Source organism: Legionella sp. (genome assembly GCF_049790535.1).
Lineage (GTDB): Bacteria > Pseudomonadota > Gammaproteobacteria > Legionellales > Legionellaceae > Legionella.
Map to the genome: position 1 here is coordinate 1 of NZ_JBAQZB010000146.1, position 12649 is coordinate 12649.

Consider the following 12649-nt stretch of genomic DNA (forward strand, 5'->3'; position numbering starts at 1 on the left):
ATTAATCCCAGGAGCTTGAACACCATCATCATTACATATTAATACTCTCATTATTAACTCACAGGTGATTCCAACCATTTAACAACCGCTAAGTACTCAGTTAAGTCACGTTTATTTTGATTAATGTTCGCTTGTAACCACACATTAGTACTCTCTCTTTTTAATTGCTGCTGTTGTTGCGCTATAGTCTCTTGTAAAGACAAAATTTTCGCACCAAAACCTTGAGGACTATTCTGTAATTGATAAGCTAAATTATTCATACGTCCCGCAATCATTTGAAGTCGTTCACATGACAAGCCTTGAAGCTTTTGCTCTTGGCAGTTTTTTAAGGATTGTTGTAATTCTTTAGGATGAGATTTGTAATAAGCTTCATCTTTATTTGTGCAAGAAGTTAACCCGAAAATTACCAATATTGCCACAAAGCACTTATTCATACTTGCCCTCTTGATGTACACTACAAAAAGTCGATATTATCATCACACAACCTCTAATTCCATCTTAACGAGAATATCCTATGCTAGATTTTAAATTACAGCGTGATAAACATACTGGTGAACAATACATTGAAACCTCTCTTTGTGGGAAACCCTTACTCACCATTCCTCAATTAAATAAAGGTACTGCATTTACTAATGAAGAAAGAAAAGAATTCGGTTTATTAGGAAAACTGCCTCATCGTGTTGAAACTCTGGATGAACAGGTGAAACGAGCTTATTTACAATATTCCAGCTATACCACACGATTACAACAAAATATTTATTTAAATAATTTACATGATAAAAATCAAGTACTATTTTACAAATTATTACATCGTCATTTAGGGGAGATGCTATCAATAATTTACACACCGATCGTTGGCACCGCTGTAAAGCGTTTTAGTCATGAATACAGACAACCTAGAGGACTATATATTGCTCATTCGGATAAAAATCAGATTGAAGAAATAATTAAAAATCGCTCTAATCCGGAAATTGATGTCATTGTAGTTACTGATGGTGAAGGAGTACTCGGGATTGGCGATCAAGGGATTGGAGGTATGGATATTCCTGTAGCAAAACTAATGGTTTATTGTTTATGTGGTGGAATTGATCCCACCCGAACGTTACCTGTCTTTCTTGATGCAGGAACCAATAACCAACTTTTATTAGATGATCCAATGTACTTAGGTTGTCGACATCCAAGGATCAGTGGGGCTAGTTATGACGAGTTTATTGCCTCTTTTGTGCATGAGATTCATAAACAATTTCCTAATGCATTCTTACATTGGGAAGATCTTGGTCGCGGTAACGCCCGCCGCATTCTGGACCAGTTTCAGGATGAATTATGTACCTTTAATGACGACATTCAAGGCACAGGAGCAGTTACCTTGGCTGCACTATTAGCAGCATGTGAAGTTACCGGTTCAGAACTTTGCAATCAACGCATTGTTGTTTTTGGAGCTGGTTCTGCAGGCACAGGCATCAGTGACCAAATTATTGATGCATTAATTCGTGATGGATTAAGTGCTGAGGAAGCACATCGACGTTTTTGGTTAATTGATCGGCAAGGGTTATTACTTAGCAATGACTCAGAACTCACTGAAGCTCAAAAACCTTATGCGCGAAATTACAAAGAAATAGCTCAATGGGACATCAACAAAAAACAACATCCTTCGCTGACCGATACAGTAAGGCATGTTAAACCTACTATTCTTATTGGCTGCTCTGCACAACCTGGGGCCTTTTCGCAAGACATCATTGAAACGATGGCGCATACCTGTGAACGCCCAATTATTTTTCCTCTATCAAATCCAGATGAAAAATGTGAAGCAAAACCAGCAGATATATTAAACTGGAGTCAAGGAAAAGCATTAATTGCCACAGGTACAGCTTTTCCCCCGGTTGAATACCATAATCGTATGGTACAAATTGCACAATGCAATAACGCACTGGTATTTCCAGGTATAGGTTTGGGTATTCTTGCAGTAAACGCAACGAAATTAACTAAAGAGATGATTCTAGCCTCTGCTAAAGCTTTATGTACATTTGCACCAAGCAAAAAAGAAAGCTTTTTACCTTTATTGCCATCTTTAGATGATGCCCAAATCGTAGCAAAAGAAATAGCCATAGCTGTAGCTCGATGTGCTATTGAGACGGGATATGCTCAAAAAAATCAAGACACCAACTTGGAACAATTAATTAACGATATGTTTTGGGAACCGCGATATTTACCGTTTAAAAAGATTTGACTTCTTTTCCCCGCTAAAGCTACTGTGCGGGTAGTTCCGCACACACTTAAGTTTTATAGTACTTACTTCAGAAAATTCACTTTAATTGTTTTCATTGTGGCACTTTTAGGCTCCCACGATTGAGCATATTTAAATTGTATTTCCGTATTTTCAGGGAAATAGTTAACGTTCCGTAATGCAAAGGTAAAATGCATTTGTCCACCCGTACCAATCCGATCAGTTTTTTCCTTTTCAAAATTACTCGCAATTAAAGCCAGTAAACTTTTATCATAGTACACTACTGTCCATTGATACCCTGTGCTTGGGTTTGCAGGTAAAACAATCACAAAATTAGGATCGTTAACACTCACATTTAATAAAGCTTCATCATGTGCATGAACCATCATTGCAAAACCTAAAAACAAGCTACTTAATAATATCTTCATTAATATAAATTCTCAGGAATGATTTAGTTTTGGCGGGTCTCACCGATAAATAACACCCAATAGAGACAGTTATCTAGAAATCGTGTTTGTGCGACAGCTGCAATTATTTTATATAAATGTCGTTATTACTTATAGCTTTGACATTCTGTCAATATTTCCAGCCGCGCCAAACAATTAGAGAATAGCGAATTTAAAACCAAAAAAAAATAAAGTCTTGCTAATTAGCTTGTAAGAAATTTCTTAAATTAGTTTGCGATTTGGATTACATCTAACTTCATAATTAATTTCTTGTACTCATTAAAAATAACATGTTAAAAAAAGATTCAAATCAAATGGCTATATAAAATTTACTAACATAACATTAGTTTTTATAGTGAACTTTCAATATAATCTTGGTTTTAAACCAGAGCTTAGACATTCATAACTCAATGTGATTTCTGAAGCCTATATACATACCACGAGAGCTAGGTGTTACTTTTGCCCATTAATTGTGGAATTTACCATTTCTGTAGCTTGGAGTTATCAATAGACTCTGGAAAACTGATTTTTCTATTTTTTGACCAGGAGCACGTGTGGAATATGAAATCATGGAATTTGATGTACTAATTGTCGGAGCAGGTCCGGCGGGATTATCTGCCGCAATTAAACTAAAACAATTGGCCTTAAATGCAAAAAAAGAACTTTCTGTCTGTATTTTAGAAAAAGGGGCGCAAATTGGCGCCCACATACTTTCTGGAGCGGTGTTAGAGCCCAGAAGCCTTAAAGAGCTATTACCTGATGCATGGCAAGATGCTCCTTTAGATACTCCGGTAAGTGAAGATCAGTTTTATTTTCTCACGCAAAAACATTCATACAAACTTCCTACGCCAAAACCCATGCACAATAAAGGAAATTATATTATTAGTCTGGGGGAATTGTGTACTTTTCTTGCAGCACAAGCTGAAGCCTTAGGTTGTGAAATTTATCCAGGATTCGCGGCAGTAAAAGCACTTCATAATGATCAAAACCAAGTGATTGGTGTTGCCACCAGCAGTGTAGGGATAAATAAAAATAATGAAAAAACTGATAATTATCAGCCAGGAATGCATTTGTTGGCTAAACAAACCTTACTTGCAGAAGGCTGTCGTGGTCAAATAAGTCAAAAACTCATGGCACGTTATCATCTAAGAGATAAAGCTAATCCTCAAACTTATGGTTTAGGAATTAAAGAAATCTGGCACATTGATGCAGACAAACATACACCCGGTAAAGTAGTTCATACCGTTGGCTGGCCAATGGATCATGCAACTTATGGTGGTTCTTTTATTTATCATTTATCCAATCAACGGGTTGCTGTAGGTTTTGTCGTCGGTTTAGATTATAAAAATCCCTGGCTTAATCCTTTTGCAGAATTACAACGCTTTAAAACACATTCTTTAATTCGCTCTGTTTTAACAGGAGGTGAGCGAATCAGCTATGGAGCACGCGCGCTTAATGAGGGTGGATGGCAATCATTACCTAAGCTGACTTTTCCTGGGGGTGCCTTAATTGGTGATGCAGCTGGCTTTCTGAATGTTCCTAAAATCAAAGGCATTCATACTGCCATGCAGTCAGGAATGCTTGCAGCAGAGGCATGCTTTGAAACCTTACAACAAATACATACTACACAACAAGAATTGACCAGTTATACAGAAAAAGTAAAACAATCCTGGTTAGAACAAGAACTTTATTCAGTACGTAACATAAGACCAGGTTTTAAATACGGTTTAATCCCAGGATTAATTAATGCTGCTTTTGAAACGTACTTGACACACGGATATTCTCCATGGACTCTATCTAACCACGCTGATCACCGTACTTTGAAATTAGCAAAAAAAGCAAAAGAAATTAATTATCCCAAACCAGACAATGTGCTCACTTTTGACAGACTTTCATCAGTTTTTTTATCAAATACCTATCATGAAGAAAATCAACCCTGTCATCTTGTATTGAAAAAACCACAACTAGCAATCGATGTTAACCTCAAGAACTATGCCTCGCCTGAAAGCCGTTATTGTCCTGCTGGAGTATATGAGATTGTGACTGATGAAAACGGTCCCAAATTACAAATTAATGCGCAAAACTGCATCCATTGCAAAACCTGTGACATTAAAGATCCAAAACAAAACATAATATGGCATGCCCCAGAAGGAGGTGGTGGCCCTAATTATTCAGGGATGTAATTATGCTCTTGAAAATACAATTAATAACTTATCCAATGATGCAAAAGAAAAACATACATTTTTTCACTTTAAAAAACATCGTTAGCAAAAATTAAGACCTATCAGTTCAACTAATATTCCCTTCAAGGATTTTTTTTTGAATGTTTATATTCTTCATTTTGAACTTCTGGTGTTTCTTTAAGGTCTGTACATGGTTCCTTTTGTACATGCAGCTTTTGTAATGCAGACTTATAACTTGCAACAGAATCAGCTAAATGCTTCATTTTAGTGGATTGATTCAGTTCTACTGGTGGGAGGCCGACTATTGCCCTGATGCACTGAATAAATGCGTTGAGTGCAGCTCTTAATGCCATCCATAATCTTGAAACTTTACTTACAGATTCTTGAGAAAAATGATTTAATTTTTCTATAATAGGAGCGACACTGTCTTTTGGGGAACGAATTTCCTTGTAAGCGCTCTGACATACTTGGGCAATCTGAGTGAGTTTCTCAATACTTTTTTCATCCAAATCAGATTGAATAAAAAGCGCAGGATTAGGCTCAGCGATTAAATCAAGATACTTTAATATTTTAAAACCTGCTTCTTTAAAGTTCTTGTGTTCTGGATTATCTCCATGCTCATAATTGTGCAAGGAATTATTAAAATTGTTGCGCGCCACCCTATATTCATCAATTACTCTTTTTTTAAATTCTTCAGCTGGATTAAAAGATTGATCTTGATTTATCTTTTCACCCAATTCATGGTACCAGCCAAGACGCGCCTTAATTCCTGCTTCATCGTTACAACAGGATAACGACTCAATTAAAGTGTAAGTTAAATCTTGTATTGCTACTATGTTTTTGGACGAACCTTCACACCAATTTTTATTTTTAAATAAAATTTCAACAAGTTCTTTTTTTACTTCATCATTCTGTAAAAAAGGTCCGTCCATTAATTGATTAAATATTCTTAACTTCTTGATTTGTAACAATATTACCTTATTTAATAAGCCATTAGTGCTTAGATAAGTATTATATATTTTTATTAATTGTTTTTTACTGTTCTCATCATTCTCATCAAAAGCACGAATTGTTTTTCCTAACTCTGGAGCAACGTAATGTAAGCGCGAAGCCATTTGGCTTTTTACCACATCAAATTGAGATTTTGGCGATATATAGCTCTGTATAGGACTTATAAGCACAGCATGATCTCTTGCGCTAGAATTTTCTACATCCACTTTAATTACACTCTCGGTAATTATGTTTTCTTTTTTAGGCTCACTCCCATCAGAAATTCCCATATAGTCAAGCATTCCTTGTGCAGAATAACCAGGTCGTTTGGGATCTTCTATTGATTCACTACCTAATTTACTGTAAGTAATCTCAGAACTATAAGTTCGGTCGGCTAAGGGAGCTCTATAAAGTACTTCAACCTCTGGATCATCAGGCGTATCCATCAATAAATTAATAGCATAATCCCCTTCCAATTTATCGCGAAGATTTGCATCATAACCAGAAATTTTTAAATTAGGGCACGCACTAACTAGATTTCCCCAGGATTTTACCTTTCTTTTCGAACTTGCTTTATGAATATTCAGCCAATCTTCATTGCGTTTTGTGCTGTGTTTTGAATCTAAATGACCGCTAATTGCTTGTATTCTCAGGCATTCTTCTTCAGGAGACCCCTTTTTTCTGGTTACTGTAAAATCAGTAACCAAGCCACCTTTGTTATAAGCACTACCACTAGAGCGTTTATTACTACGCCTGGCGGCTATTTCTGAGTGGACATTAACTGTCAAATCGGATTTATAAATAATGTAGCTGGCAATTCCTGTAGAAGAATGAAATTGGGTTGACAGTTTCGTATGAGTAACCATTTTAGCTAAACATTGGACATTATAATCTTTTTTGTTAAGAAAACGTTCTAATTGTAATCTTGTTTTTTCAAAATCCACTTCTTGACAATTTATAATAATGAAGTCAGATAATTCATCTTGTATAAGAAGATCAGCAATCTGTTTACTTGCTAATTCGCCAATACTGTCATTGCCACAATTCGCTGTAACTGCTCTATAAGTAAAAATCTTAGGCATAACACACTCCTAAGTGTTTGTTTCATTATAAACAGATTCTAAAATATCTAAGATATATTATAGTCTATGTTTTTTCGGCTCTCCTTTCTGCTGTTTTTAAATTGTCTAACTCTGCATCAAAGCGTTTTTCTTGTAAAATAAAAAAAGCGTCAACTATTTGTTCCACATCTCCTTTTTCAGCAAAAAAACTTTGAAATGCTAGGGGATGGGTCTCTAATAACCCTTTTTTAGAAAAAATAGAGCCAGGTGGCGTATTCTGTAACATTATTAACACGGCAATTTTATCTCGTGTTTTTAAATCTGGAGTGGATTGCTTACTTTCTAAGAGACTCTTTTTACTGATAATTAATTTATTCAAATAATTTTGTGCACTTTCTACATCCATTTCTCTGACTTTTACACTGTAATCAAAACGAGTAAATAAACGAGAATGGTTTGGATTTTGCTTGTGATCTTCATGTATTAGAACAGAAGACGATACATTATTGTGCACTAACTCAGGTTTGCCCAAATTAATAGACTCTTTAATCGCTAATTTCCAGATATGTGGAACAATTCGCCAGATTATATTAAGACCTGTAAAAACAACTGTGCTTAGAGCACAACTAATCCCAATCAGGGGAGCAACAGTAGGAAACAAAATTACAAACAAGACAGAACCGATCGCTGAAAATAACAAACCTAAAATAAATAAATTATTTAATGCCGCCTGAAAATGATGCATACGTTGGGCACTTCCCGGCAGCGATTCATAAGCACTACGAGCATTAATAGTAAACATCATTAGTTGATGAATGCTTGCTGTCATTAAACTACTAAAAAAAAACCAAGGCCCTAATGTAAAATTGACCCCTAAAAAAGTAGAAATTGTGGCCCCATAAAGTGACACACTGGCTAAAACAGCACAAATTACAGAGACAATCAAACCCGACCATTGCTCCAAATTTTTATTATTGGCTTTGGAAAGATAATATGAATTTATTATGGCATTTATGGTCAATAAAATGGCAATGAACGGGAGCATAATAAAAAATAAAGGGGACACAGAAAAAACAGAATACAATCGTGAATCAGCCATTGTTGCAAATAATGCAACTTCCTGGGTTTCTCTAATATAGGTAACTGCTTTGTGAAATTTACCAATTAACATTAATCCCCCTATAATTAAGACATTACCTCTTATCAATTAATCTAAGCATGCGGTAAGGGAGAGATCTACAGAAACGGCTCCGTGCCAACATTAATAGAGCCCTCTCTGCGTTTTTAAGATAACGGACACGCTTAAAATCACCTAAACATTTCACAAATTATTGCCGCAAATGCGGAAATAAAATGACATCACGAATAGATTGAGAATTAGTAAACAACATAACTAATCTATCGATCCCAATACCCTCTCCTGCTGTAGGGGGTAATCCATATTCTAAAGCTTCAATATAATCATAATCATAATGCATTGCTTCAAGATCACCTGCATCCTTTTCTGCAACTTGCTTACGGAAACGCTCCGCCTGATCTTCTGCATCGTTTAATTCAGAAAACCCATTAGCAATTTCACGTCCAGCAATAAAAAACTCAAAACGATCCGTTACTTCTGGATCACGATCATTACGTCGAGCTAAAGGTGAAATTTCCGTAGGGTATGCCGTAATAAATGTAGGCTGGAACAATTGATGTTCCACAGTTTCCTCAAACAAAATCATTTGTAACTTGCCTAAGCCATCTGTTTCTTTAAAGGTAAATCCTTTTTCTTGCACTAGAGTACGACATTCAGCAATAGTGTCTAACTGCTGTGCTCTGATGTCTGGATGATAATACAAAATAGCCTCTTTTACAGTCATGCGAATAAACGATTTATTAAAATCAATTAATTGTCCTTGATATTCGACCTCACGCGCTCCTAGTACTGTATCACATAAATACTGTATTAATTGCTCAGTGAACAACATCAAATCATTATAGTCCGCATAGGCTTGATAAAATTCTACCATGGTAAATTCAGGATTGTGACGCGTGGAAATCCCTTCATTACGAAAATTACGATTAATTTCATAAACTCGCTCAAAACCGCCAACAACTAAACGCTTTAAATAAAGCTCAGGCGCAATCCGCAAATACATCGTCATATCCAGGCTATTGTGGTGAGTAATAAAGGGACGCGCTACCGCTCCCCCCGGAATAGGATGCATCATTGGAGTTTCAACTTCCAAAAACAGATTTTTATCCATAAATTGTCTGAACGACTGAATTAAACGTGATCGGATCAAGAAGGTAGCTCGACTGTCATCATTAGCAATCAAATCGATATAACGTTTACGGTATTTAATTTCCTGATCGGTTAGACCATGGAACTTATCAGGTAAAGGTCTTAATGATTTCGTCAATAATTCAACATGCTCAGCATTTAAAGTTAATTCGCCAGTATTGGTTTTAAATAATTCCCCTTTAACCCCAACGATGTCCCCCAGATCCCATTGTTTAAATTGTTCATACAGATCAGGATGGTCATTTTCTCTGATATAGACTTGGATGCGTCCAGACACATCCTGAATATGGAAAAAACTGGCTTTACCCATAATACGTCTTAATACGATACGCCCTGCAACAGCTACTTTAATTTGTTGTTGTGACAAGGTTTCTTTTTCCAATTCACCATATTCTTTGAGTAAATCAGCTGCTAAATGTTCGCGACGAAATTCATTTGGAAAATTAAAACCAATGGTACGTAATTCCGCTAATTTTTGTTTACGGATGTGATAGACTTCACTCTCATCGAAATGTTCTACTTGCTCTTCAATCATGCTGCTCCTACTCCCGCTTTTAAACTGGCTTCTATAAATTGATCCAACGCACCATCCAATACAGCCTGAGTATTACTCGTCTCCACCCCTGTGCGCAGATCTTTAATACGAGATTGATCTAATACGTAAGAACGAATTTGAGATCCCCAACCGATGTCTGATTTGCTAGCTTCCAATGCTTGTTGTTCAGCGTTTTTTTTCTGTATTTCTAATTCATACAATTTAGCACGCAATTGTTTCATTGCCTGATCTTTATTGCGATGCTGACTGCGGTCATTTTGACATTGTACGACAATACCACTTGGAGCATGTGTTATTCGCACCGCAGAGTCAGTTCGATTAACGTGCTGACCACCAGCTCCGGAAGCTCGATAAGTATCTATACGTAAATCAGCTGGATTAATTTCGATTTCAATATCATCATCAAGTTCAGGAGAAATAAATACTGCTGCAAATGAAGTATGACGTCTGTTTCCTGAATCAAAAGGTGATTTACGAACTAAACGATGCACTCCAGTTTCAGTACGCAACCAACCAAAAGCATATTCGCCTTTAAAATAAATAGTTGCACTTTTAATACCAGCAACATCACCTGACGAGCATTCAATAAGTTCAGTAGCAAATCCATGCTGCTCCCCCCAACGTAAATACATCCGTAATAACATTTCAGCCCAATCTTGAGCTTCGGTGCCCCCAGAACCTGATTGGATATCCAAATAGGCATTACACGCATCCATCGTTCCAGAAAACATCCGTCTAAATTCCAAATCAGCAACCATTTGTTCAATAACCTGTAATTCGTTGCTTATTTCATGAATGGTTTGTTCATCATTTTCTTCGTGAGCCAAGTTAAATAATTCAATTAAATCAGTAAGGGATTGACCCACCTCAGTGAGCGTAAAAACAACACTTTCAAGCTGCGTTCGTTCCCGACCCAAAGCCTGAGCAACTTCAGGATTGCTCCAAACTGTGGATGATTCCAGCTCACGAACTACTTCCTCTAACCGCTCCTTCTTGGTCTCAAAGTCAAAGATACCCCCTAAGCGCTTCTATTCGCTTATCCAGATCTACCAGCTTGAGATTAATTTGATTTACTTCCAACATGAGTATCTCTTTAAAAAATCAATTTGGGATTTTACCGCAAAAGCGGTCTAACTATCTATAGTTAACTTATTGTAAAATATCAGTGCATTATGAATTGAGATTCTGGAGTATCCTCAAGTTTATGAAGTGGATTCTCTAGGCGTTGCATAAGCAATGGAAGATCAGTTTCTGTTCTCATTTTTTCCAACGCAGTAATGGCTGAAAAATCACCATCGACCCTTCCTACCAAACCTGTCTCCATATCCGCAACCTTCCTGCTCTGCCCAGACCCAGGGTATGCCCAAAATCGCAAAATTAATCCTAAGACCAATAGGACGCCCATCCCAAAACTGTCTAAAATCTTCATCCTGACTAGCCCAATTTATAAATGCTAATGTACGAGTAAATTGTTGAGTGCTTCTTGCGGATCGCAATAATGTTGGCGTATGTAGACAGGTAAAAGCGATTGCTCCTTGCCTACTACAGTACACCAATGTTTTTCCCGGACAACAACTCTAAACCTCAAAATTATCAACATAAATTTGAAGTGCATTTTTTAGTGGTTCAAGTCTAAAATGTTGCTCGCCTGTATGCAGCACCATCTAATCTATAGGCTAATCCATTAGCTTGTATCATCGCCTCCCCCGCTTCGTTTTTAGGAAAACAATTTAGCATCATCGGACACATGTACTTAACGACTAACAAATTATTGATGTCCATAAATGCTTTTTAATTATACATGTATATTTTTTAATGCAATTATTGTGTTGTATTACACTGGTAAGTATTAGAGAAGAAGATTTAATTGAAAATTAATGAATTAATCAGTTTTTACTAAAAAAACACCTTCGCTAAATTTAAACTTATTCGGGTAACCGTGCTTTTATACGGTGTGTTGCTTGACTAAGAATTTGTGAAACACGGGACTCACTTACTTCGAGAACCTCGCCAATTTCTTTCAAGTTCAAATCATGCTCATAATACAAAGAGAGAACCATTTGTTCTTTATGGGGTAGCCCTTTAATAACTTCTGCCAAACGGTTTTTTAAATCACCCTGTAATAAGTTTACATGAGGCTCAGTGGAGATTTGCCCCTCTTCTCCCTGCAAAGCATCATCTGTAACACCTAAATCTTCAAAACCATATAAATGACCACTGGCTGAATCCTGTAGCATTTTATGATATTCATTTAATGAGATAGCCAACTCAGCAGCAATTTCACAATCTTTCGCTGCACGACCAAGCTTATGTTCCACATATTTTACCGCCTCAGAAATCATTCTGGAGTTGCGATACACAGAGCGTGGAACCCAATCATTCCTTCTTACTTCATCGAGCATATACCCTTTGATACGAATCCCAGCATAAGTTTCAAAGGAAGCTCCTTTGGAAGAATTATAGTGTCTGGTCGCTTCCAATAAACCAAGCATCCCTGCTTGAATCAAATCTTCAAGTTGCACACTTTGTGGTAAACGCCCTAATAAATGATGCGCGATACGTTTCACTAACAAAGCATGATTTTTTACCAGCGTTTCCTGGATTTGCTGATTCACTTTGCTACAGGCAGCCAAAGCATCCACAATATTCTCCTTATCACACTAATCAGTTAAAGAGCTCCTCATAAGTAAATGTACAGAGTGCATCGAAAATGAAAAGTGATACTTTTTATAGTTTATCCATTACCAAACGCTTTAAAAAGAAATTCGTGTTGCCAATACCTTTGTTAATTCTTTAATTGGCAGTATTTGTTACTGGAAGCCGCCAATCGGTTTTTACTGCTTTATGCTGCTGTTTATCAAATGTTATTGCTCTTAAATAGTCTAGCTTAATACCTAGAAAT

At 36.6% G+C, this 12649-nt stretch carries 10 protein-coding genes; 2 read left to right on the plus strand and 8 right to left on the minus strand.

Going from position 1 to position 12649, the window contains the following annotated elements:
* Positions 1–53: 53 nt before the first annotated feature.
* Positions 54–434: a hypothetical protein gene (locus tag WA877_RS09905; protein WP_425170755.1), complete on the minus strand. Its 381-nt coding sequence runs from the start codon at positions 432–434 to the stop codon at positions 54–56.
* Between the two features lie 80 nt (positions 435–514).
* Here WA877_RS09905 and WA877_RS09910 point away from each other — a divergent pair, with 80 nt between their 5' ends.
* Positions 515–2227 carry an NAD-dependent malic enzyme gene (locus WA877_RS09910; RefSeq protein ID WP_425170756.1) on the plus strand — a complete coding sequence of 571 codons (1713 nt, stop codon included), beginning with the start codon at positions 515–517 and terminating at the stop codon, positions 2225–2227.
* Between the two features lie 62 nt (positions 2228–2289).
* On the opposite strand, the gene WA877_RS09915 is transcribed toward WA877_RS09910, so the two are convergent.
* Positions 2290–2652: a protease inhibitor I42 family protein gene (locus WA877_RS09915; protein WP_425170757.1), complete on the minus strand. Its 363-nt coding sequence runs from the start codon at positions 2650–2652 to the stop codon at positions 2290–2292.
* Positions 2653–3224: 572 nt separating this feature from the next.
* On the opposite strand from WA877_RS09915, the gene WA877_RS09920 reads away from it, so the two are divergent.
* Positions 3225–4853 carry an electron transfer flavoprotein-ubiquinone oxidoreductase gene (locus WA877_RS09920; RefSeq protein ID WP_425170758.1) on the plus strand — a complete coding sequence of 543 codons (1629 nt, stop codon included), beginning with the start codon at positions 3225–3227 and terminating at the stop codon, positions 4851–4853.
* 122 nt (positions 4854–4975) lie between these two features.
* Here the strand turns inward: WA877_RS09920 and WA877_RS09925 are convergent, their stop codons facing one another.
* The 6 genes from WA877_RS09925 to WA877_RS09950 all read right to left on the minus strand — a co-directional run bounded on the left by WA877_RS09925 (position 4976) and on the right by WA877_RS09950 (position 12389).
* On the minus strand, positions 4976–6925 hold the full coding sequence (locus WA877_RS09925; RefSeq protein ID WP_425170759.1) for a hypothetical protein: 1950 nt from the start codon (positions 6923–6925) through the stop codon (positions 4976–4978).
* 64 nt (positions 6926–6989) lie between these two features.
* Positions 6990–8075 (minus strand): hypothetical protein, encoded by a 1086-nt coding sequence (locus tag WA877_RS09930; protein ID WP_425170760.1) that lies wholly within the window; start codon positions 8073–8075, stop codon positions 6990–6992.
* 157 nt (positions 8076–8232) lie between these two features.
* Positions 8233–9726, minus strand: a complete 1494-nt coding sequence (gene lysS, locus WA877_RS09935; RefSeq protein ID WP_425170761.1) for a lysine--tRNA ligase — start codon at positions 9724–9726, stop codon at positions 8233–8235.
* Positions 9723–10830 (minus strand): peptide chain release factor 2 gene (gene prfB, locus WA877_RS09940; RefSeq protein ID WP_425170762.1). Its coding sequence is split into 2 segments (ribosomal slippage): positions 9723–10754 and positions 10756–10830, totalling 1107 coding nucleotides; the frame shifts between segments, so codons are not numbered across the junction. Before prfB ends, lysS begins: the two co-directional genes overlap by 4 nt.
* Before the next feature lie 79 nt (positions 10831–10909).
* Positions 10910–11176 (minus strand): hypothetical protein, encoded by a 267-nt coding sequence (locus WA877_RS09945; protein ID WP_425170763.1) that lies wholly within the window; start codon positions 11174–11176, stop codon positions 10910–10912.
* A 496-nt stretch (positions 11177–11672) separates the two neighbouring features.
* Positions 11673–12389 (minus strand): RNA polymerase sigma factor FliA, encoded by a 717-nt coding sequence (locus tag WA877_RS09950; RefSeq protein ID WP_425170764.1) that lies wholly within the window; start codon positions 12387–12389, stop codon positions 11673–11675.
* Between the last annotated feature and the right edge of the window lie 260 nt (positions 12390–12649).